Source organism: Streptomyces sp. UC4497 (genome assembly GCF_054871485.1).
Window position 1 is genome coordinate 119,966 of record NZ_JBTYHB010000006.1, and the last position, 24,195, is coordinate 144,160.

At 71.4% G+C, this 24,195-nt stretch carries 20 protein-coding genes; 18 read left to right on the forward strand and 2 right to left on the reverse strand.

What is annotated here, in order from left to right; translation table 11 throughout:
* Positions 1-89: 89 nt before the first annotated feature.
* Genes ACYSUO_RS11025 through ACYSUO_RS11035 form a run of 3 tightly spaced genes read left to right on the forward strand, consistent with a single transcriptional unit; the run spans position 90 to position 2,685 of the window.
* A complete protein-coding gene (locus tag ACYSUO_RS11025; RefSeq protein WP_461775879.1) occupies positions 90-632 on the forward strand; it encodes a PadR family transcriptional regulator in 543 nt (180 codons plus the stop codon).
* Entirely contained in the window at positions 629-1,336 is a 708-nt protein-coding gene (locus ACYSUO_RS11030) for an ABC transporter ATP-binding protein (protein WP_461775880.1), read from the forward strand. Before ACYSUO_RS11025 ends, ACYSUO_RS11030 begins: the two co-directional genes overlap by 4 nt.
* Positions 1,333-2,685, forward strand: coding sequence for an FtsX-like permease family protein (locus ACYSUO_RS11035; RefSeq protein WP_461775881.1), 1,353 nt, complete (start codon positions 1,333-1,335; stop codon positions 2,683-2,685). The genes ACYSUO_RS11030 and ACYSUO_RS11035 overlap by 4 nt, the downstream gene beginning before the upstream one ends.
* A gap of 69 nt (positions 2,686-2,754) precedes the next feature.
* Here the strand turns inward: ACYSUO_RS11035 and ACYSUO_RS11040 are convergent, their stop codons facing one another.
* Positions 2,755-3,831 (reverse strand): mechanosensitive ion channel family protein, encoded by a 1,077-nt coding sequence (locus ACYSUO_RS11040; RefSeq protein WP_461775882.1) that lies wholly within the window; start codon positions 3,829-3,831, stop codon positions 2,755-2,757.
* A 316-nt stretch (positions 3,832-4,147) separates the two neighbouring features.
* Between ACYSUO_RS11040 and ACYSUO_RS11045 the strand changes: the two genes are divergently transcribed.
* From ACYSUO_RS11045 to ACYSUO_RS11110, 14 genes are all read left to right on the forward strand, one after another.
* Entirely contained in the window at positions 4,148-4,684 is a 537-nt protein-coding gene (locus tag ACYSUO_RS11045) for an HNH endonuclease (RefSeq protein ID WP_326023161.1), read from the forward strand.
* A 202-nt stretch (positions 4,685-4,886) separates the two neighbouring features.
* The gene (locus ACYSUO_RS11050) at positions 4,887-6,062 is read left to right on the forward strand and encodes an ROK family transcriptional regulator (protein ID WP_461775883.1); all 1,176 of its coding nucleotides are present in this window, start codon (positions 4,887-4,889) and stop codon (positions 6,060-6,062) included.
* Between the two features lie 47 nt (positions 6,063-6,109).
* Positions 6,110-7,447, forward strand: a complete 1,338-nt coding sequence (locus tag ACYSUO_RS11055; RefSeq protein ID WP_461775884.1) for an ABC transporter substrate-binding protein — start codon at positions 6,110-6,112, stop codon at positions 7,445-7,447.
* Positions 7,448-7,465: 18 nt separating this feature from the next.
* On the forward strand, positions 7,466-8,401 hold the full coding sequence (locus tag ACYSUO_RS11060) for a carbohydrate ABC transporter permease (RefSeq protein WP_461775885.1): 936 nt from the start codon (positions 7,466-7,468) through the stop codon (positions 8,399-8,401).
* Positions 8,402-8,406: 5 nt separating this feature from the next.
* A complete protein-coding gene (locus tag ACYSUO_RS11065) occupies positions 8,407-9,315 on the forward strand; it encodes a carbohydrate ABC transporter permease (RefSeq protein WP_461775886.1) in 909 nt (302 codons plus the stop codon).
* Positions 9,316-9,324: 9 nt separating this feature from the next.
* Complete coding sequence (locus ACYSUO_RS11070; RefSeq protein WP_461775887.1) at positions 9,325-10,590, forward strand: 6-phospho-beta-glucosidase; 1,266 nt, start codon at positions 9,325-9,327, stop codon at positions 10,588-10,590.
* Complete coding sequence (locus tag ACYSUO_RS11075; RefSeq protein ID WP_461776020.1) at positions 10,587-11,576, forward strand: N-acetylglucosamine kinase; 990 nt, start codon at positions 10,587-10,589, stop codon at positions 11,574-11,576. The genes ACYSUO_RS11070 and ACYSUO_RS11075 overlap by 4 nt, the downstream gene beginning before the upstream one ends.
* A gap of 208 nt (positions 11,577-11,784) precedes the next feature.
* The gene (locus ACYSUO_RS11080) at positions 11,785-13,242 is read left to right on the forward strand and encodes a hypothetical protein (RefSeq protein ID WP_461775888.1); all 1,458 of its coding nucleotides are present in this window, start codon (positions 11,785-11,787) and stop codon (positions 13,240-13,242) included.
* 14 nt (positions 13,243-13,256) lie between these two features.
* A complete protein-coding gene (locus tag ACYSUO_RS11085; RefSeq protein WP_461775889.1) occupies positions 13,257-14,312 on the forward strand; it encodes a glutamate ABC transporter substrate-binding protein in 1,056 nt (351 codons plus the stop codon).
* Between the two features lie 69 nt (positions 14,313-14,381).
* Positions 14,382-15,689: a coiled-coil domain-containing protein gene (locus ACYSUO_RS11090; RefSeq protein WP_461775890.1), complete on the forward strand. Its 1,308-nt coding sequence runs from the start codon at positions 14,382-14,384 to the stop codon at positions 15,687-15,689.
* Positions 15,690-15,919: 230 nt separating this feature from the next.
* On the forward strand, positions 15,920-18,397 hold the full coding sequence (locus ACYSUO_RS11095; protein WP_461776021.1) for a serine/threonine-protein kinase: 2,478 nt from the start codon (positions 15,920-15,922) through the stop codon (positions 18,395-18,397).
* A 29-nt stretch (positions 18,398-18,426) separates the two neighbouring features.
* Positions 18,427-19,746 (forward strand): protein phosphatase 2C domain-containing protein, encoded by a 1,320-nt coding sequence (locus tag ACYSUO_RS11100; RefSeq protein ID WP_461775891.1) that lies wholly within the window; start codon positions 18,427-18,429, stop codon positions 19,744-19,746.
* Positions 19,747-19,793: 47 nt separating this feature from the next.
* Complete coding sequence (locus ACYSUO_RS11105) at positions 19,794-21,140, forward strand: vWA domain-containing protein (protein WP_461775892.1); 1,347 nt, start codon at positions 19,794-19,796, stop codon at positions 21,138-21,140.
* Positions 21,141-21,198: 58 nt separating this feature from the next.
* Positions 21,199-22,545 (forward strand): FHA domain-containing protein, encoded by a 1,347-nt coding sequence (locus ACYSUO_RS11110; protein ID WP_461775893.1) that lies wholly within the window; start codon positions 21,199-21,201, stop codon positions 22,543-22,545.
* A gap of 34 nt (positions 22,546-22,579) precedes the next feature.
* Here the strand turns inward: ACYSUO_RS11110 and ACYSUO_RS11115 are convergent, their stop codons facing one another.
* Positions 22,580-23,590, reverse strand: a complete 1,011-nt coding sequence (locus ACYSUO_RS11115; RefSeq protein ID WP_461775894.1) for a methyltransferase domain-containing protein — start codon at positions 23,588-23,590, stop codon at positions 22,580-22,582.
* A 104-nt stretch (positions 23,591-23,694) separates the two neighbouring features.
* Between ACYSUO_RS11115 and ACYSUO_RS11120 the strand changes: the two genes are divergently transcribed.
* Positions 23,695-24,099 carry a globin gene (locus ACYSUO_RS11120; RefSeq protein WP_266719538.1) on the forward strand — a complete coding sequence of 135 codons (405 nt, stop codon included), beginning with the start codon at positions 23,695-23,697 and terminating at the stop codon, positions 24,097-24,099.
* The last annotated feature ends 96 nt before the right edge of the window (positions 24,100-24,195 follow it).

Genomic DNA, 24,195 nt, shown 5'->3' on the forward strand with positions numbered 1-24,195 from the left:
GCCGTTGAGCCGGAACGGACCTTCCCACTTCCGGCACTTCCCGCGGCAACTATGTACTCGATACATATACGCGGTACATACTTCCTCGCATGAGCACCCGCCATGTCCTCCTTGGGCTGCTCGCCTCCGGTCCGCGCCACGGCTACGACCTCAAGCGACGCCACGACGAACGATTCCCGCAGGCCCGCCCGCTCGCCTACGCGCAGGTGTACACGACACTCCAGCGCCTGGTCCGCGACGGCCTCGTGGAGGTCGAGGGCACCGATTCCGACGGCGGGCCCGAGCGCACCCTCTACCGCGTGACGGTCGACGGGACGCGCCAACTCCTCGACTGGACAAGGGAGATCACCCCGCCCGCGCCGCACGTCACCAACGAGATCTTCGCCAAGGTCGTCGTCTCCATCCTGGTCGCGGAGCAGGGCGCCGACCCGGACACCCATCTGCACGAACAGCGCACCGCCCACATGGCACGCATGCGTGAGCTCACCGCGCTGAAGACCGACCCCGGCGCGGACCTCACCACCGTCCTGTCCGCCGACTACGCCCTGGCCCACCTCGACGCCGACCTGCGCTGGATGGCGTCCACGGCGGCCAGGCTCGCCACTTTGACCGCGGAGGTCACTGCAACATGAGCACTCCCTCCCTCCTGTCCGCCGAGGGCCTGACCAAGGCGTACGGAAAGACCCCGGCGCTGCGCAGCGTCGGCATCGACGTGCGCCCCGGCGAGTTCGTCGCCGTCACGGGCGCCAGCGGCAGCGGAAAGTCGACGCTGCTGCACTGCCTGGCCGGCATCGTGCGCCCCGACGAGGGCACGGTGACGTACGCGGGCGAACCCCTGCACCGGTTCGACGAGGAGCGGCTGAGCGAGCTGCGCCGTACCGAGTTCGGCGTCGTCTTCCAATTCGGCCAGCTCATCCCGGAGTTGACGGCGCTGGACAACGTGGCGCTGCCGCTGCTGCTCGCGGGACGACCGCGCGCCGCGGCGCAGGCGGAGGCCGACGCGTGGCTGGAGCGGTTCGGCGTACGCGGGCAGCGCGAGCTGCGGCCCGGCGCGATGAGCGGCGGACAGACCCAACGGGTCGCCCTGGCAAGGGCGTTGGTGACGGAGCCGAAGGTCGTCTTCGCCGACGAGCCGACCGGCGCGCTCGACTCGCTGGCCACCGAGCAGGTCCTCGCCTCCCTGGTCCACGCGACCCGGGAGACGCACACGGCCGTGGTCCTGGTGACGCACGAGGCGCAGGTGGCGGCGTACGCGGACCGGGAGGTGCGGCTGCTGGACGGAGCGACGCAGGACGCGTCCGCCGCGCCGGCCACCTCGGCGGAGGCGGCGCGATGAGCCTGAGATCCGATCTGCGCCTCGCGTGGCTGCTGACCCGCGGCGCGGACCGCCTGGAGCGGCGGCGGGCGGTGCTCACGGCGCTCGGCGCCACGGCGGCGACCGGGTTCGCGTGCGCGGCCGTGGCCCTCGCGAGCGTGCGCGGCCAGGTCCAGTTCCCTTATGGGAACGGCCTGTTGGACCAGCCGGGCACACGGCGGGGCGTCGTCGCCGGGCTGCTCCTGCTCCTCGTCCCGGTGCTCGGCTTCCTCGGGCAGTGCGCCCGGATCGGCGCGGTCCACCGCGACCGGCGGCTCGCCGGGCTGCGGCTCGCCGGGGCGGGCCCGAAGCAGGTGCGGCGGATCGCGGCGTTGGAGGCCGGGCTCGCGTGCCTGGCGGGGGCGCTCATCGGATACGCGGGGTTCGCGACGGCCGCCCTGAGCGTGGACCGGGCGGTGGACCCCGTCGCATGGCTGGGCGCCGCCGTCGTGACGCTCGCGGTGCCGGTGCTCGGCGTCCTGGTGAGCGCGGTGGCGCTGCGCCGGGTCATCGCCTCGCCGCTGGGGCACGTGCGGCGGGAGGGGGCGGGGCGCGGTCCCGGGCTCCTCCTCGGGCTTCTGCTGCCCGTCGTCCTCGTCATGCTCGGCGCGGGCCTGGTCCTCGTCCGCGGCAGCTCCGGTACGGCCGCGTCCCTGCCGCTGTTCGTGGTCGGCGCCGTGGTGCTGAGCGGGACGGGTGCCATCTGGGTCGCGGGGACGGCCGCCCGGCTCATCGGGCGGCGGTTCGCTCCGCGCACCGAACGTCCCGCTGTGCTGCTGGCCGCGCACCGACTGCAGGAGGACCCTTGGTCGGCGGCCCGCAGCCACGCGGCCGTCATCCTGGTCACCGTCGTCGGGGTCGGCCTGGCCGGGCTCCGTGAGGTGATGCTCGACCAACTGGCGGCGAACGAGGCCGAGACCGGCGTGCCGCAGGACGTCGGCTACTACACGTACGGCCTGAACCTCACCGCCACCGCGGTGCTGATCGCCCTGCTGATCAGCCTGGCGGCGCTCGCGGTCGGCGCCGCCGAGTCACTGTCCTCGCGGCGCCGAGCGCTCGCCGCGCAGGTCGCGGCCGGGGTGCCGCGCCGGATCCTGACGCGGGCGCTGCTCCTGGAGACGGCCCTGTCGCTGACCCCGGCCCTCGTCCTCGCGACACTCGGCGGCACGGCGATCCACACGGCGTACGCGAGGATCGCGGGGCAGTCCGTCCCCTGGGCGCTGCCGCTCCTCGTCCCGGTGGGCGTCGGCGCGGCCTGCCTGCTGGCCACCGCCACGGCGCTGCCGCTGCTGCACCGCTCGACACACCCGTCGCGGCTCAGGGTGGCGTGACGGCTCCGGATACGAGGACGGGGGCGCGGGAGAAGTTCTCCCGCGCCCCCGTCCTCGTAGGCCCGTTGGCTACTTCGAAAGATTCGCCGGCGGTATCGGCGACGCCGCCATCGACTGCGGCGACGTGGCCGACGCGTAGGCCGACGGGGCCGACACCCCGGCCGCCGGGTCGGCCACCGCCTCGCCGTCCACCTGGGCCGGGACGCCGCCGACGATGCGGATGCCCGCCTCGTCGAAGGCCCGCTTGATGCGCCAGCGCAGCTCGCGCGAGACGGTCAGGGACTTGCCGGGCATGGTCTTCGCGGAGACGCCCACCACCATGGAGTCGAGCAGCACGCTGTCCAGGCCGAGCACCTCGACCGGGCCCCACAGCATCTCGTTCCACGGCTCGGACTTGCTCATGGTCTCGGCGACCTCGGTCAGGGTCTCCTTGACCTTGTCGAGGTCCTCGTCGGCGCGGACGGTGACGTCGACGGCCGCGGTGGACCAGCCCTGGGAGAGGTTGCCGATCCGCTTGACCTCGCCGTTGCGCACGTACCAGATCTCGCCCTCGGCGCCCCGCAGCTTCGTCACGCGCAGGCCGACCTCGATGACCTCACCGGAGGCGACGCCCGCGTCGATCGTGTCCCCGACGCCGTACTGGTCCTCAAGGATCATGAAGACGCCGGAGAGGAAGTCGGTGACGAGGTTGCGCGCACCGAAACCGATCGCGACACCCGCGACACCCGCGGACGCGAGCAGCGGCGCCAGGTTGATCTTGAACGCGCCGAGCACCATGAGCGCGGCGGTGCCCAGGATCAGGAACGAGGCCACGGAGCGCAGCACGGAGCCGATGGCCTCCGAGCGCTGCCGGCGTCGCTCCGTGTTCACAAGAAGACCACCGAGCGCGGACGTCGCGCCAGCCTCGCTCCTGCGGTTCATCCGCTCGACGAACTTGGTGATGGTGCGGCGTATCACGGCACGCAGCACGAAGGCGATGACGACGATCAGCAGAATCCGCAGACCGACGCTCAGCCAGGTCGACCAGTTCTGCTCGACCCAGCCGGCGGCCTGTCCGGCCTGCTCCTGGGCGTCCTTGAGGGTGGGTTTCTCGGGGTCGGACGAGGCGTCGCTCGCCCCCGTGGCCGACAGGACGGACAAGATCACGGCAGGTACCTCCAGGCGTAGCCATCTGCCCGCCTCGGGGCGAAGCTCGGGGACAGGAGCGGGCAGAACCACCACACTAACGGGGCATTGTGTGTGGATCGTCGTCACTTTCCACGGAGAGACAGTGGTCACGTGAACCCGCGTGGCGCACCAAGGGTCTTCACCAGGTCCGGGCGGGGAATGAAGGAGTGTGTGGTCGAAAACACTCCAAGGCCGTTACGCGGACATGGTGGCGCCATGACCAGCCGTGAGGGGAGACTGGCTAGGAGATCGTCCCGGCGCGAGCCACGCGCCGCCGGCGTACAAGGAGGCATCCGTGCCGCATGTCCTGGTCCTCAACGCGTCGTACGAGCCCCTCGGCGTCGTACCGCTCCGCCGCGCGCTCGTACTCGTCCTCGAGAACAAGGCCACGTGCCTCGAGGAGTCCGGCGCCTTCATGCACAGCGCAACACGTACTGTCGCCGCTCCCAGCGTCGTCCGGCTCAAGCGATTCGTCCGGGTTCCCTACCGGGGGCCCGTTCCTCTGACCCGACGCGCACTGTTCGCCCGTGACGGCGGCCGGTGCATGTACTGCGGTGGCGTCGCAACCAGCGTCGACCACGTGATCCCGCGCAGCCGCGGGGGTCAGCACGCCTGGGAGAACGTGGTGGCGTCGTGCCGCCGCTGCAACCACACCAAGGCCGACCGCCACCTGGTGGAGATCGGCTGGCGCCTGCGCCACAAGCCGGCTCCGCCGTCGGGCCTGGCCTGGCGCATCATCGGGACCGGGCACAGGGATCCGCGCTGGCTGCCGTACTTGCAGCCGTTCGGCGCGGACGAGGCCCTGGCCCGGATCGAAGGCATCTCAGCCTGAACTTCGATCCGGGTCTTTGTCGTCCCAGCTGCCTTGAGGAGTCGAAGGGGCCGCGCACGTGAAGTGCGCGGCCCCTTCTCCTTTGGCGTCCCTGACCCAGTTGAGGGCGCTCACCTATTGACGTCCCCCACACAGGCGCCTTACGTTCCTCGCACCCCGATAGGAAAGTTTCCTAACAGTACGAGGAGGCGGGTCCCCCACGATGGCTGCCAACCCAGGCACCCCCGGCACCCCCAGCGTCCTGCGCGCCATGAACGACCGCGCCGCGCTCGACCTCCTCGTCGCCCACGGCCCGCTCACCCGCACCCGGATCGGCGAGCTGACCGGCCTCTCCAAGCCGACGACCTCGCAGCTCCTCGGCCGCCTCGAATCCGCCGGGCTCGTCCGGACCACCGGCAGCCAGACCGGCCGCCCGGGTCCCAACGCCCTGCTGTACGAGATCGACCCCGGCGCCGCGCACGTCGCCGCCCTCTCCGCGGACCCGACCGGCATCACCGCCGTCGTCGCCGACATCACCGGCGCCGAGCGCGGCCGCCGCCGCATCGAGGCCCACGCCGTGAGCGAGGATGTGCGGCACCGCACCGCCCAGCTCGTCGCCGAGGCCGTCGACGGGGCGCTGGCCCAGGCGGGGCTCGGGCACGGCGACCTGACCGCCACCGTCATCGGCACCCCCGGCGCCATCGACCCGGGCACCGGCCAGCTCCGCTACGCCCCGCACCTGCCCGGCTGGCACTCCCGCACGCTGCGCGACGACCTCGCCCAGGTGCTCGGCACGCCCGTCTCCATCGAGAACGACGTCAACCTCGCCGCGATCGCCGAGCAGTACGAGGGCGCCGCGCAGGACCACGACGACTTCGTGCTCGCCTACGTCGACGAGGGCGTGGGCGCCGCGATCGTGCTCGGCGGAACCCTGCTGCGCGGGGCCACCGGCGGCGCGGGCGAGATCGGCTACATGCCGCTGCCCGGGGCTCCCCTGGCGCGCGGCGGCACCGACGCCGTCGCCCGCTCGGACGGGGGCGGCGGGCTGCAGAGCCTCGTCGCGGCCGCCGCGATCCGCGAACTCGCCGGTGGCGTCAAGAACTTGACCGAGGCTCTCGGCCGGCAGGACGTCCTCGACGAGGTGGCCCGGCGGCTCGCCACCGGCCTCGCCGCCGTCGTCGCCGTCGTCGACCCCGAACTCGTCGTCCTGTCCGGGCAGGTCGCCCGGGCCGGCGGCGACGCCCTGCGCGACCGCGTCGAGGAACAGCTCACCGGACTCGCCCTGCCCCGCCCCCAGTTGCGCATCAGTGACCTCGCCGGCGACCCCATCCTCACCGGCGCCCTGCGCACCGCCCTCACCCAGGCCCGCGCCACCGTCTTCGACACCAGCAACGCCTGACCGCTGGACCACTCCCCCAACCCCCGTACACGTAAAGGACGTTCGCCATGCCGCGATGGCGCATACCCCTGCGCGCGCCCGTAGGGCTCGCCGCGGCCGGACTGCTGCTCGCCGGCTGCGCCAATCCGAGTACCGGCAGCTCCGCCGACGACCCGACCAGGCCCGTCACGCTGAAGTTCTGGCACGGCTGGTCGGCGCCCGGCGAGGTGAAAGCGATCAACGAGTCGATCGCCCGCTTCGAGAAGCTGCACCCGAACATCAAGGTGCGGGCCACCGGCAATGTCACGGACGCCACCACCAATCAGGCCCTGCGGGCCGGTGGCGACGAGGCACCCGACGTCGTGTCCTCCTTCACCACGAACAACGTCGGCCAGTACTGCGACTCCGGCATGTGGGTCGACCTCGACCCGTTCATGAAGAAGACGGGAATGGACAAGACGAAGGTCTTCCCCAAGTCCCTTCTCGACTACACGAGTTATCGCGGCAATCAGTGCGCCCTGCCGCTCCTCGCCGACGCCTTCGGCATGTACTACAACAAGGACGCGTTCAAGGAGGCGGGCATCGAGCGTCCGCCCCGGACCATGTCCGAGTTCATCGCCGACTCCAAGAAGCTCACCGCGCGCGAAGGGTCCTCGTACAAGCGCGTCGGCTTCATGCCGAACTTCCGGCTCTACCAGAACAGTCCGGACCGTCTTTTCGCCCAGTGGGGCCCCAAGTACTTCGACGCGAAGGGCAATTCGCGGCTCGCCGAGGAACCCGCCACGTACGACTACTTCAAGACGACGAAGAAGTTGATGGACGCGCAGGGCGGATACGGTGCCCTGGAGAAGTTCCGTACGTCGTTCGGCGACGAGATGTCGAACCAGAACGCCTTCCTCAGCGGCAAGTTGGCCATGCACATGGACGGTGAATGGCGCGGGCTCATGCTGAAGGACGCGAAGGCCAAGTTCGACTGGGGCGTCGCGCCGCTGCCCGTCCCCGACGATCAGGCCGAGACGTACGGGCGCGGCTATCTGACCGGCACCGTCACGGGTATCGCGCACAGCAGCAAGCACCAGAACGCGGCCTGGGAGCTGGTGAAGTTCCTGACCTCCGACACGGATCAGGTCGTCAGTTTCGCCAACGCCATTCACAACGTGCCGTCGACGTTCGCCGCGCTCAAGTCGCCGAAGCTGGACGCCGATCCGACGTTCCGCACCTTCCTCGGCATCGCGAAGAACAAGTACAGCCAGGTGATGCCGCCCTCCACGAACGGCGGCATGTACATCACGCAGCTGCAGGACTTCAGTTACGGCGAGGAGGCCGGCGAGGTCCATGACCTGAAGGCCGGTCTGCGGCGCCTCGACAAACTCATCGACGCCGACACCCTGCAGTCGCAGAACTGAGGAACGGGACATTCTCGTATGGCACTCACCCTTTCCAGGCCTGCCCGCCGCAGACTGCGCACCGTGGGCTTTCTCTCCCCCTGGCTGATCGGATTCAGCGCCTTCTTCGCCTATCCGCTGCTCGCCACCGTCTACTTCTCGTTCATGCACTACAACCAGATCAAGGCGCCGACCTTCGTGGGGCTGCGGAACTGGGTGTACGTGTTCCGGGACATGCCGCTGTTCGGGCCCGCCCTGTGGAACACGGTGTGGCTCGTCGTGGTCATGGTGGCGCTGCGCGTGGTGTTCGGGCTCTCGCTCGGGCTGCTCGTCACCAAGATCAAGAGCGGCGTCGGATTCTTCCGGACCGCCTTCTATCTGCCGTATCTCGCGCCGCCGGTCGCCGCGACCGTCGCCTTCGTCTTCCTGCTCAACCCGGGCAGCGGGCCGGTCAACGAGATCCTCGCCAAGGTCGGCATCGAAGGCCCCAACTGGTTCAACGACCCCACCTGGGCCAAGCCCTCGCTCGTCCTGCTGTCCCTCTGGGGCATCGGCGACCTCATGGTCATCTTCATGGCCGCACTGCTCGACGTACCCAAGGAGCAGTACGAGGCGGCCGAGTTGGACGGCGCCGGTCCCTTCGCCAAGTTCCGCTACGTGACGTGGCCCTCGATCACCCCGATCGTCATGTTCGCCGTGGTGACGGGCGTCGTGCAGACCATGCAGTACTACACGCAGGCCCTCGTCGCCGGAAAGATCGCCTCCGGCGTCTCCATCGGACCGGGCACCGTCATCCAGCCGGGATACCCCGACCACTCGACGCTCACCGTCCCCCAGCTCGTCTACTCGATGGGCTTCCAGAACTTCAACACCGGCGCGGCGTGCGTGCTCTCGCTCGTCCTGTTCGCCATTGCCATGGCCGTGACCTCGCTGCTCATGCGCAAGCGCTCGGGTCTGCTCGCGGCGGAGGACTGATCGACATGACCACTACGACACTGAGGCCCGGCCCCGCAGTCACCAGCTCTCCCGCACCCGAGAGCGGCCCCGCCGCGCGCCGCGCCCGCAGGCAGCGGATCCTGAACTGGATCGCCGTGCACAGCATCGCGATCGCGGTCGCGCTGCTCTTCGTCCTCCCCTTCGTGTTCGTCTTCCTGACGTCCGTGATGAGCGACGGGCAGGCGATGAGCGGCGATCTGTGGCCGGACTCCTGGCACTGGGAGAACTACAAGGCGGTCCTCCAGACGGACGGCTTCCTCGACTGGTGGAAGAACTCGCTGCTGTACGCGGGGCTCGGCACGTTGTTCACCGTGTGCTCGGCGATACCCGTCGCGTACGCGCTCGCCAAGTTCCGCTTCCGCGGCCGGCGCACGGCGATGCTCCTCGTCATCTCGACGATGATGCTGCCGCCGCAGGTCATCGTGATCCCGATGTACCTGGTGTGGGCCCAGCAGTTCCACCTCTCCGGAACCCTGTGGCCGCTGATCATCCCGATGGCGTTCGGCGACGCGTACTCGATCTTCCTGCTCCGTCAGTTCCTGCTGACGATCCCGAAGGAGTACATCGAGTCGGCGAAGGTCGACGGCTGCGGCGAGCTGCGCACGCTGCTGAGGATCGTGGTGCCGATGGCCAAGCCGGGCATCGCCGCCGTCGCCCTCTTCCAGTTCTTCTACTGCTGGAACGACTACTTCGGGCCGCAGATCTACGCGGCCCAGAACCCGGCTTCCTGGACGCTGAGTTACGGCCTGGAGTCCTTCAAGTCCGCGCACAGCGTCAACTGGAACCTGACGATGGCGGCCACGCTCCTGGTGATGGCGCCGGTCTGCCTCGTCTTCTTCTTCGCACAGAAGGCCTTCGTCGAAGGCGTCACCCTCACCGGAGTAAAGGGCTAAGGGATTTCTATGAAGCTCGCCGTGGTCGGCGGAGGATCGACCTACACACCCGAACTCATCGACGGGTTCGCGCGGCTGAGGGACACGCTGCCGATCGAGGAGCTCGTCCTCGTCGACCCGGCCGCCGACCGCCTCGAACTCGTCGGCGGCCTCGCCCGCCGCATCTTCGCCAAGCAGGGACACCCTGGCGTTATACGTACGACGTCCGACGTGGACGCGGGCGTCGCCGACGCCGACGCCGTCCTTCTCCAGCTGCGCGTCGGCGGGCAGGCAGCGCGCAACCAGGACGAGACGTGGCCGCTGGAGTGCGGCTGCGTCGGCCAGGAGACGACCGGCGCCGGCGGCCTCGCGAAGGCCATGCGGACCGTGCCCGTCGTCCTCGACATCGCCGAACGCGTGCGCCGCGCCAACCCGGACGCCTGGATCATCGACTTCACCAACCCGGTCGGCATCGTGACGCGGGCGCTGCTCCAGGCCGGCCACAAGGCCGTCGGCCTGTGCAACGTCGCGATCGGCTTCCAGCGGAAGTTCGCCCGGCTCCTGGACGTGACGCCGCAGGAGGTGCACCTGGACCACGTCGGCCTCAACCACCTGACGTGGGAGCTGGGCGTGCGTCTCGGCGGCCCCGACGGCGAGAACGTCCTGCCGCGCCTGATCGCCGAGCAGGGCGACGCCATCGCCGAGGACCTGCACATGCCCCGCGCGGTCGTCGACCGCCTCGGCGTCGTCCCGTCCTACTACCTGCGCTACTACTACCAGCACGACGCGGTCGTACGAGAGCTGCGCACGAAGCCGTCCCGCGCCGCTCAAGTGGCGGAGATGGAGCGCGAGTTGCTGAAGATGTACGGCGACCCCACCCTCGACGAGAAGCCGGAGCTGCTCGCGAAGCGGGGCGGCGCCTTCTACAGCGAGGCCGCGGTCGACCTGGCCGCGTCCCTGCTCGGTGGCGGCGGCAGCCCGCACCAGGTCGTGAACACGTACAACAACGGCACGCTCCCCTTCCTCCCCGACGACGCCGTCATCGAGGTCCAGGCGGCGGTCGACGGAAAGGGTGCGAAGCCCCTGCCGGTCGGGAAGCTGGACCCTCTCTACGCAGGCCTCATCGCGAACGTCACCGCCTACGAGGACCTGGCGTTGGAGGCGGCCCTCAAGGGCGGCCGGGACCGCGTCTTCAACGCGCTGCTCGCCCACCCCCTCATCGGCCAGATCGAATACGCCGACCGCCTCACGGACGAACTGATCGCGCACAACCGGGAGCATCTCGCGTGGGCATGACCGTCCTCGCCATCGACGCGGGCAACAGCAAGACCGACGTCGCGGTGGTCGCGGCCGACGGCACCGTCGTCGGCACGGCCCGCGGCGGCGGGTTCCAGCCCCACCGGGCGAACGTGCGGCCGGCCGTGGACGTCCTGGCGGAGGCGGTCGACCGCGCCTTCGCGCAGGCGGGCGTGGGCACCGTCGACCATGTATCGGCGTGCCTGGCCAACGCGGACCTGCCGGTGGAGGAACGGGAGTTGGCGCAGGCGCTCACCGAACGCCGCTGGGGCTCACGGGTCGACGTACGCAACGACACCTTCGCCGTGCTGCGCGCCGGGCTCCTGGAGGACGCCGAGCCACGCGGCGTCGCCGTCGTGTGCGGGGCGGGCGTCAACTGCGCGGGGATGCTGCCCGACGGCCGCACGGCCCGGTTCCCCGCGATCGGCCGGCTCTCCGGCGACTGGGGCGGCGGTGGCGGCCTCGCGGAGGAGGCCATCTGGTTCGCCGCACGCGCGGAGGACGGCCGCGGCGACCCGACGGCCCTGATGCACGCCCTGCCCGCCCACTTCGGCCTCGACTCCATGTACGCCCTGATCGAGGCGCTGCACCTGGGCCACATCCCGGCTGCCCGCCGCCACGAACTCACCCCGGTCCTCTTCGCCACGGCGGCGGACGAGGACCCGGTGGCCCGCTCCCTGGTCGAGCGCATGGCCGACGAGGTGGTGGCAATGGCAACAGTGGCCCTACGCCGCCTCGACCTCCTGGAGGACCCGGCCCCGGTCCTCCTGGGCGGCAGCGTCCTGGCAGCCCAACACCCCCAACTCAACGACCGCGTACGCACGCTGCTCTCCACCCAGGCGCCGCACGCAATCCCCCGCGTGGTGACAGAACGCCCGGTCCTGGGAGCAGCCCTACTGGGCCTGGACGCGGTGGGCGCCCCACCCGAGGTCCACGCCCGCACCCGGGCACATTACGCACGATCAAGCCCAAGTCCGCACAAATAAAGCCCCTGCGGCGATTGAGCAGCGGGGTCCGGGGCAGCGCCCCGCAACCTCGACCCCGTCGCCGCGGACACAACCAGGGAACCGAACCCCCCGCCCCCACGTGTTCCACAGCGGAGCGCTTCCGCACAAGATCCAGCGAATGCCCGTGCGGATGTCAGTCGCGGAAGCGATACTTGCGACCGACGTACGACCATGGGGGAGGGTCGAAGTGACATACCCGTCGAACGGGAGCGCGGCGCCGCCGGAGCGCCCCGCCGCCGCGCCGCCGATTCCGGGCGTGCCACCGCAGCCGCAGCGGGGCGGCCCACCCGGGCCACCCGGCGCACCCGTGCCCCGGCGGCGTACCGCCTGGGCGGAGGGCGTGGACCGGCTGAAGGCCGCGGCCACGACCGAGCCGGGCCGGCTGCGCATCATCGGTGCCGTCCTCGCGCTGCTCGTCGTGGCGTTCGGCGCGACGACGGCGTGGCAGATGACGGACCGCTCGGCGGCCGCGGACGACGTGCTGCACTCCAGCCAGCCGCTGAGCGCCGACGCCGCCGACATCTACCGCTCGCTCGCCGACGCCAACACCGCGGCGTCCAGCGGCTTCCTGGCGGGGGGCCAGGAACCGGCTGCGGCGCGCGACCGGTACGAGCGCGACATCAGGAACGCCGCGGACAAGCTCGTGACCGCGGCGACCAGCACCGACCCGGGCACCCGCTCGGCGGGGACGATCGCGAAGCTGAACAAGCTGCTGCCGCAGTACAAGGGCCTCATCGAGCGCGCCCGGGCCAACAACCGGCAGGGCTTCCCGCTGGGCGGCGCCTATCTGCGGTACGCGAACGAGAAGATGCAGACCGAGATGCTCCCGGCCGCCGAGGACCTCTACAAGACGGAGAACCAGCGGCTGCGCGACGACTACGACTCGGCGACGCCCTACCCGTGGATCGCCATCTTCCTCGGTGTGCTCGCCCTCGCGGGTCTCGCGTGGGCGCAGCGACGCAACTACCGTCGTACGAACCGGGTGTTCAACCAGGGGCTCGTCGCCGCCACCGCGGCGTCCACCGTGGTGCTGCTGTGGCTCGTCGTCGGTCACACCGTCGCGCGCAGCGGACTCAGTTCGTCCTACGACCATGGCGTACGGTCCTTGAACGTGTTGCACGACGCGAGCATCGCGTCCCTGAAGGCGCGGGGCAGCGAGAACCTGACACTGGTCAGCCGTGGCGCGGAGACGGTGTCCGTGAACGGCGAGACCAAGGACAAGTACGACGTCGACTTCCAGCAGGAGATGACCGCGCTCGCCGGCAAGCTGAACGCCGCGTACGCGCTCGCCGACGACGAGGGCGACACCACGGGCCGCGCGCCCGTGACCAAGGCGAACGACAGCATGAAGGAGTGGCGCAAGCGTCACCAGGACGCTCGGGAGCAGGACGACTCGGGCAACTACCAGGGCGCGCTCGACAAGATCATCGGTTCGAAGAAGGACAAGCCGACAGGTGAATGCTTCGATCTGGTGGACAAGAATCTGGACACGGCCCTCGTTCACGAGCAGCGTCAGTTCAGCGCGGATGCGGGCGGCGGTCGCGACGCGATGACCGGACTGCCCGTGGGGGCGGCGGTGTTGGCGGTGCTGGCCGCGGCCGGCGCGGTGTTCGGCATCGGACGCAGGCTTTCGGAGTACCGGTGAGAGGGGGTGCGGTGATGGACGAGCGAAGGACGGCGCGCAAGGTGACTCTGCGCGGCTGGGGCGGCGTGGCCGCCATGGCGGTGGCCTGCGCCCTGACGGCGGTGTTCGCGCTGCTGCTCCCGCTGACCCAGCAGCCCCGCCCCACGGACAGCGGCACGTCGAGCTACGCGTCCGGGGGTGTCGCCGACGGCCGGCAGGCCAGGGCGGAGGACTGCGACCCCTCGGTGAAGGGCAAGGAGCCGGAGCGCAGCCTCTCCCCCTCGAGCAGTGAGAGCGGCAGCGCGGTGCAGGCCGTCAAGGACCGCGGCTATCTCTCGGTCGGCGTCGACCAGAACAGCTACCGCTGGGGCTACCGCGATCCCAACAGCACGGCGAAGACCAGCGAGTTGGAAGGCTTTGACATCGATCTCGCGCACGAGATCGCGGGCGAGATCCTCGGCGACCGGGACGCGGTCCGCTTCCGCGCCATTCCCACCAACGAGCGGATCCCGGCGATCCAGCGCGGCGACGTCGACATGGTGGTCCGCACGATGACCATCAGCTGCGACCGCCTGAAGGACGTCGCGTTCTCCACCGGGTACTTCCAGACCGGCCAGCAGGTGCTCGCCCCGAAGGCCTCGAAGGACATCAAGGGGTACGGCGCCTCGCTCGCGAACAAGCGGGTCTGCACGGCGGCCGGTTCGACGGCGGAGTCCTCGCTGGAGGACGGCAAGAAGAAGCCGGTCGACGAGGGCGGCCTCCCGCAGAGCACCGACATCTCCACGACCGTGCCGAACCAGCTGGACTGCCTGGTGCGGCTGCAGCTCGGCGAGGTCGACGCGGTGGTCACCGACGGCGCGCTCGCCGCGAGCCAGGCCGCGCAGGACCCGACGGTGCAGCTCAAGGGCGAGCCGTACACCGAGGAGTTCTACGGCGTCGCCATGAAGAAGGGCGCGGACGACCTGGTGCGCCGGGTCAACCAGGTGCTGGTGGACTACCGCAAGTCGGACGGCTGGCAGAAGTCGTACGACCACTGGCTGAAGCCGGCGCTCGGCTCCTCTTCGGGGCCGCCCGCGCCGAAGTACCAGTAGGAGCAGGCAGGACACGCAAGGCGGCGCGGCAGGGACTTGACGGAGACTCGGAAAAGCGAGAGGTGATCGATGGGCGTCGCGGGACCCGCCGGCCCAGTGATGGACCGGGACGAGGTGGACCGTGCCCTGGCCCGGCTCGGCGCGGAGCACGAAGCGATCGAGACGTCCCTGCTCGCCCTGCAGGACCACGCGGGGCGCAGACTCCTGGAGGGCGCCCGGCTGACCGGGACGACCCAGGAGCGCTGGGCCTCGGCCGACCAGGAGATCACGCTGCTGTGGGCGTACTTCGACGCGTACGCGGACGCGCTGCGCACGGCGCGGGAGATCCGCTCGCGGCGCCGGCTGCCCAGCCGCGGCGATCTGTCGGAGCTGACGGAGCTGCTGCGCGGCGAGTCCGTCACCATCGCGCCGGGCCCCGGCGCGGGCGGCACCTCACCCTCGATCACCGGGCCCGCGAAGCTGTCCGAGCAGTTCACGCTCGCCGCGCTCGTCGACCGGATGAACACGCTGTACGCCTCGTCCCTCGACATGGTGGTGGCCGCCGACGCGGTGTGGTCGGCGCTGCCCGCCCGTATCGACATGCTCGCCGCCGAGCTGGCCCGCACCCGGCAGCTCGCGCACTCCGTAGGAGTGCGCCCCGGGGAACATCCGGCGGGCGACGACCTGGAGCGGATCACCGCCTCGCTGACCCGGATGCGCGAGGAAGTGGTGTCGGACCCGCTCGCGTACTGGCAGAAGGCCTCCGGGAGTTCGGCCCCCGGCGGCGGCCGTCCCGACACCACGGCGTACGACCGGGAGGCCCGCGCCCTGGAGGACGTACGCCGGGAGATCGAGGCCGTGCTCGGTGTGCGACAGGACGCGGAGGCGCGGCTCGGCCGGCTGCGGGACGTGCTGTCGCGCGCGGACCGCACGCTCGCGGAGGCGCGGTCGGCGCGCGGCGAGGTGCTCGCGAAGATAGCCGGTTCGGACGTGCCGGCGGTGTCGGGTCCGCCGACGGTGCTTCAGGAGCAGTTGGCGACGGCGGCCGAGTACCGCAGGCACGGCCAGTGGAACCGGCTCTCGCCCCTCCTGGAGTCCCTTGAGTCGAAGGCGGACGACGAACTGCTGCGCGCCCGTGAGTCGTTGACGGCGGTGACGGCTCCGCTGGCGATCCGCGCGGAGCTGCGCGGGCGGCTCGACGCGTACAAGGCGAAGGTGGCCAGGCTCGGTTTCGCCGAGGACCCGTTCCTGGTGGAGCGGTACGACGCGGCGCGCCGCATGCTGTGGAGCGCGCCCTGCAATCTGCGCGCCGCGGAGGCGGCGGTGCTGCGGTATCAACGGGCGGCGGCGGACACGCTGTCCGCGCCCGCCGACAGAACGGCCAGGGGGGAGACGTGAGCGTGGCGCCACAGAAGTGCGGCAGAGCAGGTTGCACGGGCACGTACGAAGACATGGGCGGCGAGCTGTACTGCAACACGTGCGGCCTGAAACCGCAGACGGACGGCGGCACCTACAGGGGCAGCGCCCCCACCCACCGGCCCGCAGCGCGCCCGGCGGCCGCCCCCGTGGCCGCGCCGGCCGCGGCGTCCTCCTGCCAGCGGCCCGGCTGTACCGGTTCGTACGAGGACATGGGCGGGGGCGAGCTGTACTGCGACATGTGCGGGCTCGCGCCGGTCGTGTCACCGAGCGGCATGGTGGCCTCACAGCCGACCGGGATCGCCGGTGGCGGGCATCGCGGCTCGCAGAGCTCCAGTTCGCGTGCCTCGGCCAGGACCTCGGCGCGCTCCTCGCAGTCCCGCAGGTCGGTGTCCGGTCGGCTCTCCCGTTCCCTGTCCGGGAGTTCGACGTCGCGCTCGGTGTCGGTGCGCAGCTCCGGGGCGGGCGCGAGCGGTTCGGGCCGGGCGCGGCTCGGCGTCGGCCTGGTCAATGTGCCGGACGTGCCGCGGCCCGATCCGCGCGCGATGGTGCAGGAGCACCCCGAGGTGCCCGAGCGGAAGCGATTCTGTTCGAGGTCCGACTGCGGTGCCCCGGTGGGCCGTTCGCGGGGCGAGCGACCGGGCCGTACGGAAGGGTTCTGCACCAAGTGCGGCCACCCGTACTCCTTCGTGCCGAAGCTCGCCACGGGCGACGTCGTGCACGGCCAGTACGAGGTCGTGGGCTGTCTGGCTCACGGCGGCCTCGGCTGGGTCTATCTCGCCGTCGACCGCGCGGTGTCCGACCGCTGGGTGGTCCTCAAGGGCCTGCTCGACACGGGCGACCAGGACGCGATGGCCGCCGCGATCTCGGAGCGCCGCTTCCTCGCGGAGATCGAGCACTCCAACATCGTCCGCATCTACAACTTCGTCGAGCACCTCGACCAGCGCACCGGCTCCCTCGACGGCTACATCGTCATGGAGTACGTGGGCGGCAAGTCCCTCAAGGAGATCGCCAACGAGCGGCGCACCCCCGAGGGCAGGCGCGACCCGCTGCCGGTGGAGCAGGCGTGCGCGTACGGCATCGAGGCGCTCGAAGCGCTCGGCCATCTGCACAGCCGCAATCTCCTCTACTGCGACTTCAAGGTCGACAACGCGATCCAGACCGAGGACCAGCTCAAGCTCATCGACATGGGCGCGGTCCGCAGGATGGACGACGACGAGAGCGCGATCTACGGGACCGTCGGCTTCCAGGCACCCGAGGTCGCCGAGGTGGGGCCCTCCATCGCCTCGGACCTCTACACCGTGGCCCGTACGCTCGCCCTGCTCACCTTCGACTTCCAGGGCTACACGAACGTGTTCGTGGACTCCCTGCCCGACCCCGACAACATCGAGGTCTTCCGTACGTACGAGTCGTTCTACCGGTTCCTCGTGCGCGCCACCGACCCGGACCCCGCCCGCCGCTTCGCCTCCGCGCAGGAGATGGCCGAGCAGCTGACGGGCGTCCTGCGCGAGGTCGTCGCGCTGCAGACGAACCGGCCGCGGCCCGCCCTGTCCACGCTGTTCGGGCCCGAGGTGAAGGTCACGGACACGGAGCTGTTCGGCCGGCTCGAAGGCGAGGTGTCGCCGCTCGGGGCGCGGGAGACCCCCGTACGCGCACGGAACGGCAAGCGCCCGGGAAAGGGGGCGGCCGCGCTGCCCCCGCCGCCCCCCGCGCCCGCACTGCCGCCCTCGTCCACCGAGATCGTCAAGCCGCTGCAGGCGCAGGGCACCGCGCTCGCGCTCCCGGTGCCGCACGTCGATCCGGGCGATCCGAACGCCGGGTTCCTCGCGGGCCTGATGGCCTCGGCCCCCGCCGAGCTGATCGCGGCCCTGCACGCGGCGCCCGCCGACTCCCTCGAACTGCGCCTGCGGGAACTGCGGGCCCGCCTCGAAATGGGCGAACTCGACTCCGCGGCACGCGGCTTGGCGGCCCTTGAGGCCGACCATCCCGACGACTGGCGTGTGGTCTGGTACCGGGGCGTCGCGGCGCTCGCGACCGGCGACCACACGAACGCGGCGCTGTCCTTCGACGCCATATACGACGCGTTCCCCGGCGAGCCCGCACCGAAGCTGGCGCTCGGCGTCTGCGCGGAGGTGCTCGGCCAGCTCGACAACGCGGCGGAGTACTACCGCCTCGTGTGGTCGACCGACCCGAGCTACGTCAGCGCGGCGTTCGGCCTCGCGCGCGTGCAGCTCGCCGCCGGTGACCGGGTCGGCGCGGTGCGCACCCTGGAGTCGGTGCCCGAGTCGTCGATCCACTACACGGCGGCGCGGGTCGCCGCGGTGCGCTCGCGGCTGCGCGGGCGGACGGCGCAGGGGGCGAACGGGGACCCGTTGCTGCACGACCTGACGGCCGCCGCGGGACAGGTCGAGGCGCTCGACGCGTTCGGCCTCGACGCGGTGCGCCGCGAGCAGTTGTCCACCGAGGTGCTCGGCACGGCTCTGGACTGGGTACTCTCCGGTAGGCAGGGTTCCGGTCCGCCGCAGGGTCCCGTGCGCACGGCGGTGCTCGGCAGCGATCTGGACGAGCGCGGTCTCCGCCTCGGTCTCGAACGCTCGTACCGGACCCTGGCCAGGCTCGCTCAGCGCGGCGAGGAGAGGATCGAACTGGTGGAGCGGGCCAACCGCTACCGCCCCCGGACGTGGGTGTGAGGATGTCGCAGACGCACAAGGCGGCCGCTATGTCAGTGTGTCCCAGCTGCGAGGAGCCTCTGGAGGAGGCCGATCGCTTCTGCGGGGCATGCGGATACGACCTTTCCTCGACCGGGCTTCCGCCGCGGTCGGGCGCGCAGGACGCCGGGCGCGATGCCGCCGAACAGCCCGCTTCCGCCTCCGTCGAGGAGCCGGCCTCCGCCGGGGAGCCCGCTTCCGTCGAGTGGCCTTCAGCCCCCGACCTGGACAGCTCGGACCTGCCCGCCCCGGTGCACCTGCCGACCGATCTGCAGGGCACGGACTCGGGCGGCTCCGAACTGCCCGCCGCCGTACGCTTCGACGGTCCGCCGTCCGAGGAGGAGTTCAGGATCGCCGCACCCGACCCGCGCACCGCGACGCCCGAGGAACTCGGCGCCGCGACCCCGCCGGCCGGCACCAAGCTGTGCGTGGCCTGCCGCTCCGGGCACGTCGACCCGGACGGCTACTGCGAGAACTGCGGGCACGCCCAGCCCCGCGAACGCGACCACATGGAGCAGGAGTTGGGCGCGGTCGCCGCGGTCAGCGACCGCGGCCTGCGCCACCACCGCAACGAGGACTCGTTCGTGATCTCCTCGGCCGCGCTGCCCGACGGCTCCGCTGCCGTCGTCGCCGTGGTCTGCGACGGGGTGTCCTCGGCGACCCGGCCCGACGACGCGTCGCTCGCCGCGTCCCGCGCGGCCACCGAGGCGCTGCACGAGGCGCTGCCGCGCGGCACGCACCCGCAGCAGGCCATGCACGAGGCGATCGTCGTGGCCGCCGAGGCGGTCAACGCCCTTGCGGACGAGCCCGAGACGGCCCGCGAGCACAAGCCGCACCAGAACGCCCCGGCGTGCACCTTCGTCGCCTCGGTCGTCACCAAGGAGCTGCTCATCGTCGGCTGGATCGGCGACTCGCGCGCCTACTGGGTGCCCGACGACCGCGAGGCGCCGGCGGCCCGGCTCACCGAGGACGACTCGTGGGCCGCGCAGATGGTCGCGGCGGGCCTGATGAGCGAGGCGGAGGCGTACGCGGACGAGCGGGCGCACGCGATCACGGGCTGGCTCGGCGCGGACGCGTACGAACTGGAGCCGCACACCGCGTCGTTCAAGCCGGACCGCCCCGGAGTGGTCGTGGTCTGCACCGACGGGCTGTGGAACTACGCGGAGTCCGCCGACGAGATGGCCCGCGTACTGCCCGCGGACGCGGCCCGCAATCCGCTGCACAGCGCACAGGTCCTGGTCGGCCACGCCCTCGACGGCGGGGGCCACGACAACGTAACAGTGGCGGTGCTGCCGTTCCCTGTGCCGCAGTCGGGGGCAGGATCGGCGTAGCGCGGGAAAGCCGCACAAATGGTCTTGTTCAGGGGGGACATGTCGCCATGGCCAATTTCTCGAAGTCGCAACGACCGCAGTTCGCCGTAGAGGTCTACCAGAACGAATTTCTGCCGGAGGGCGGCCGTGACGTCAACGCGATCGTCACGGTGACCTCCACCGGGGGCGGCACCGTGGGCGGCGCGGTCAGCGCCCCCCATCTGTTCAGCGTCGCGGGCGGGGGCACGGACGCCGCGGTCGCGCTGATGGTGGACTGCTCCGGCTCGATGGACTATCCGCCCACCAAGATGCGCGGCGCGCGCGAGGCCTCGGCCGCCGCGATCGACGCGCTGCGCGACGGCGTGCACTTCGCGGTGATCGCGGGCACCCACGTCGCCAAGGAGATCTACCCGGGCCAGGGCCGCCTCGCCGTCGCGGACCGCACCACCCGCGGGCAGGCCAAGCAGGCGCTGCGCAAGCTCTCCGCGGGCGGCGGCACCGCGATCGGCACCTGGCTGCAACTGGCCGACCGGCTCCTGGCCTCGGCGGACGTGCCGATCAGGCACGGCATCCTGCTCACCGACGGGCGCAACGAGCACGAGTCGCCGGAGGATCTGCGCGCGGCGCTGGACGCGAGCGCGGGCCGCTTCACGTGTGACGCCCGCGGCGTCGGCACGGACTGGGAGGTGAAGGAGGTAACAGGCATCGCCTCCGCGCTCCTCGGCACCGCGGACATCGTTGCCGATCCGGCCCATCTCGCCGAGGACTTCACGCAGATGATGGAGACGGCGATGGGCAAGGAGATCGCGGACGTCGCCCTGCGCCTGTGGACCCCGGTCGGCACCGAGATCAAGTTCGTGAAGCAAGTCGCGCCCACGGTCGAGGAGTTGACGGAGCGCCGCACCGAGGTGGGCCCGCGGGCGGGCGACTACCCCACCGGCTCCTGGGGCGACGAGTCCCGCGACTACCACGTGTGCGTACAGGTCCCGGAGGCCGATCTCGGCCAGGAGATGCTCGCCGCCCGCGTCTCCCTGGTGATCCCGCAGCCGGACGGCTCGGCGCAGACGCTGTCGCAGGGCCTCGTACGTGCGGTGTGGACGGACGACATGGCAGCCTCTACGTCGATCAACCCGCAGGTTGCCCACTACACGGGCCAGGCCGAACTGGCGGACGCCATCCAGCAGGGACTTGACGCCCGAAAGTCGGGCGATATGGACGGAGCGACCGCGAAGCTGGGCCGTGCGGTGCAGCTGGCGGCCCTCTCGGGGAACGCGGATACGGCCAAGCTGCTTTCGAAGGTGGTGGACGTGGTGGACGCCGCGGAAGGTACTGTTCGATTGAAAGCGAAGGTCGCGGACGCCGACGAGATGACTCTCGAGACCCGGTCGACCAAGACGGTTCGCGTCAAAAAATAACCACCCACGCACTACGGCAAGCCCTGCTTGCACTTGAAGGAGAGGGGGAAGCGCCGACATGCCGACCTGCCCGAACGGACACCAGTCGGGTTCCGAAGACTGGTGCGAGGTCTGCGGTCACCGCATGGCCGGTACCGTGCCCCCGCCGCCTCCGCCACCCCCGGCCGCCGGTTACGGCTACCCGCAGCCGGCCGCGCCTCAGACGCCGCAGGGTGGGGCCGGTGCGCCCGAACTGTGCCCGCAGTGCCGTACGCCGCGTGAGGGAGGCGCGCCGTTCTGCGAGGAGTGCCGCTGGAACTTCCTCACGAACACGGCGACGTCGTACACGCCCGCGGCCCCGAACCCGCCGCTGCCCACGTCGGGCGGCCAGGGCGGCCCCGGTTTCCCGCCGCCCCACCAGGAGCCGCAGGGCCCGAACCCGGCGCTGCACTTCCAGCAGCAGCCGCCGCCCGGCCAGGACTCGTACGAGTACCAGGGCTCGCGGCCCTCGCAGATGAACCGGCCCGCGGAGCCGATCCCGCCGCCCCCGTTCGGGAACGAGCCGTCGGGTCAGACCCCGCCGCCGCCCCCGCAGTCCTTCGACGGCTCCGGCCAGTACGAGACCGGTGGCGGCGCCCCGCAGGGCTTCCAGCAGCAGGCTCCGGCCCCCGCCCCGGCTCCGCCCGCGCAGCCGGGTCCGCCGCCGGGACCGCACGGCCAGCCCGGCCCGCCGCCCGGACCGGCGCAGCCCGTGCAGCCGGGGCCCATGCAGCCCCCGCCGCCCGGCTTCCCGCAGCACCACGACCCGCAGGGCCCGCCGCCTCCGCCGCCGAACCCGTCGTTCGGCGGTCATGGTGGTCCGGGCGGCCCTGGTGGTCCTGGTGGTCCTGGTGGTCCTGGTGGTCCCGGTGGGACGAACGGGGACGACTGGATGCTTCCGCCTCCCTCGTCGGACCCGTCGGCGCCCTCGACGACCCCGCCGCCGTTCCAGCAGCAGCCTCCGCAGCAGCCGCAGGGCCCGCTGGCGTGGTCGGCGACGATCGGCCCGGACCGCGACTACTTCATGGCGATGATGCAGCGCAGCGGCCCCGAGGCCTCGGGCCTGAACCTGCCCGCGTACTCGCCGGAGCAGCAGCGCCAGCTCACCGGTAACCAGCTGTCGATCGGCCGGCGCCGGCACTCCACCGGGGAGTCCCCCGACATCGACCTGTCGGTGCCGCCGGAGGACCCGGGCGTCTCGCACCAGCACGCGGTGCTCGTGCAGCAGCCGGACGGTACGTGGGCGGTCGTCGACCAGAACTCGACGAACGGCACGACCGTGAACGGCGGTGACGAACCGATCCAGCCGTTCGTCCCCGTGCCGCTGCAGGACGGTGACCGGGTGCACGTCGGAGCGTGGACGACGATCACGATCCGCCGCGGCTGAGCACACACAGTCATAGGACGTTGCCGGGCACCCGCTAGGTGCCCGGCAACTCCCATGTATGAGCCCCATCCGGATCGTCCAGCCAGGCCCACTGGCGGTCGCCGCGCACGGTCACCCCGAACCGCTCGCGCACGGGTCGCCCCTCGCGCTCCCACAGCGCGAGCGCGTCCCGCGGGTCCAGGTGCCCCGACGTCAGCGTCAGCAGGAACCGGAACAACTCGTCGCGCAGCACGGGATGCGGCAGCCCTCCGACCTGCGGCTCAGCCGCCCGGTCGACGCCGCCGCGCAACGCCATGAAGTACGCGGAGGTATGCAGAAACCGCCCTTCCGCGTACGGGACCTGTTCGTACGCCCCCTCCATGTCATCCACGTCCCGCACATCGAGGACCACGATCCCGGTCGACAGGGGCGCGAGGATCCGCGCGCCGGGCGCGCACTGGCCGAGCCACGCGGCCGGCACCGAGCGCAGCGCGCACGTCGCCATGATCCGGTCGTACGGCGCCCGGTCGGGCCACCCGCGCGCCCCGTCGCCCGCGACGACGGTCGGCCGATACCCGGCGGCGGCGAGGTGGGTGCGGGCGGACTCGGCGACCTCCGGATCGAGGTCCACGGACGTGACGTTCCCCGCACCGACCCGGTGCGCGAGCAGCGCCGCGTTGTATCCGGTGCCCGCACCGATCTCCAGGACCCGGTCCCCGTCCCGTACGCCCAGTTCGGCGAGCATCCGCGCCATCAGGGACGGCTGGCTGCTCGACGACACCAGCTCCCCGTCCCGCAGCCGGGTGGCCAGCGGCTCGTCGGCGTAGGCGCCGCGCAGCCAGCGCTCGCGCCGCTCCGGGTCGGGGTGCTCGCCCCACAGCCGTTCGTAGCCTCCGGGCACGCCGAGGAAGTAGTACGGCACGAAGAGGTGCCGCGGCACCTCCGCGAACGCCTCCCGCCAGACCGGGTCGGCGTCCCAGGCACCACTGTGATCGATCTCGCGCACGAGTCCGGCCCGCGCCCGTACGGCGAGCTGCTCGAGGTCTCGGGTGTGCTCTGCGCCCATATGTCCACTGTCCTGCGACAACCGGGAAACGGCGACCCCCGCTCCGGAGTCGAAGGGGTCCTAGGACCCCGGTCCCCGGCCGGTGCGTCTGAGAGCATGGAGGGGTGACTGAGATCCCGCGCGACACGCTTACGGAGCAGACGTTCTACGAGCAGGTGGGTGGCGAGGAGACGTTCCGCCGCCTCGTACACCGCTTCTACGAGGGCGTCGCACAGGACCCGCTGCTGCGCCCCATGTACCCCGAGGAGGACCTGGGCCCGGCCGAGGAGCGCCTCGCGCTGTTCCTGATGCAGTACTGGGGCGGCCCCCGCACCTACAGCGACAACCGCGGCCACCCGCGCCTGCGGATGCGCCACGCCCCGTTCCAGGTGGACCGCGCGGCACACGACGCGTGGCTGAAGCACATGCGGGTGGCGGTGGAGGACCTGAACCTCTCCGAGGAACACGAGCGCACGCTGTGGAACTACCTGACGTACGCGGCGGCTTCGATGGTGAACACGGCGGGCTGACACGACCGCATCTCTTCAAAGCCCTCCGGCGGCCAAGCTGCTCTTCAAGCCTCTGCGGCGGGTGAGCAAATCAAGCCCCGCTCTGGTGACGAGAGC

Coding starts and splice junctions, on each gene's coding strand:
- ACYSUO_RS11115 (WP_461775894.1), bottom strand. CDS start 23,590: ATGGGCGCAGAGCACACCCGAGACCTCGAGCAGCTCGCCGTACGGGCG.
- ACYSUO_RS11050 (WP_461775883.1), top strand. CDS start 4,887: ATGGCTGCCAACCCAGGCACCCCCGGCACCCCCAGCGTCCTGCGCGCC.
- ACYSUO_RS11025 (WP_461775879.1), top strand. CDS start 90: ATGAGCACCCGCCATGTCCTCCTTGGGCTGCTCGCCTCCGGTCCGCGC.
- ACYSUO_RS11030 (WP_461775880.1), top strand. CDS start 629: ATGAGCACTCCCTCCCTCCTGTCCGCCGAGGGCCTGACCAAGGCGTAC.
- ACYSUO_RS11095 (WP_461776021.1), top strand. CDS start 15,920: ATGGGCGGGGGCGAGCTGTACTGCGACATGTGCGGGCTCGCGCCGGTC.
- ACYSUO_RS11060 (WP_461775885.1), top strand. CDS start 7,466: ATGGCACTCACCCTTTCCAGGCCTGCCCGCCGCAGACTGCGCACCGTG.
- ACYSUO_RS11105 (WP_461775892.1), top strand. CDS start 19,794: ATGGCCAATTTCTCGAAGTCGCAACGACCGCAGTTCGCCGTAGAGGTC.
- ACYSUO_RS11100 (WP_461775891.1), top strand. CDS start 18,427: ATGTCAGTGTGTCCCAGCTGCGAGGAGCCTCTGGAGGAGGCCGATCGC.
- ACYSUO_RS11110 (WP_461775893.1), top strand. CDS start 21,199: ATGCCGACCTGCCCGAACGGACACCAGTCGGGTTCCGAAGACTGGTGC.
- ACYSUO_RS11075 (WP_461776020.1), top strand. CDS start 10,587: ATGACCGTCCTCGCCATCGACGCGGGCAACAGCAAGACCGACGTCGCG.
- ACYSUO_RS11070 (WP_461775887.1), top strand. CDS start 9,325: ATGAAGCTCGCCGTGGTCGGCGGAGGATCGACCTACACACCCGAACTC.
- ACYSUO_RS11085 (WP_461775889.1), top strand. CDS start 13,257: ATGGACGAGCGAAGGACGGCGCGCAAGGTGACTCTGCGCGGCTGGGGC.
- ACYSUO_RS11035 (WP_461775881.1), top strand. CDS start 1,333: ATGAGCCTGAGATCCGATCTGCGCCTCGCGTGGCTGCTGACCCGCGGC.
- ACYSUO_RS11090 (WP_461775890.1), top strand. CDS start 14,382: ATGGGCGTCGCGGGACCCGCCGGCCCAGTGATGGACCGGGACGAGGTG.
- ACYSUO_RS11055 (WP_461775884.1), top strand. CDS start 6,110: ATGCCGCGATGGCGCATACCCCTGCGCGCGCCCGTAGGGCTCGCCGCG.
- ACYSUO_RS11065 (WP_461775886.1), top strand. CDS start 8,407: ATGACCACTACGACACTGAGGCCCGGCCCCGCAGTCACCAGCTCTCCC.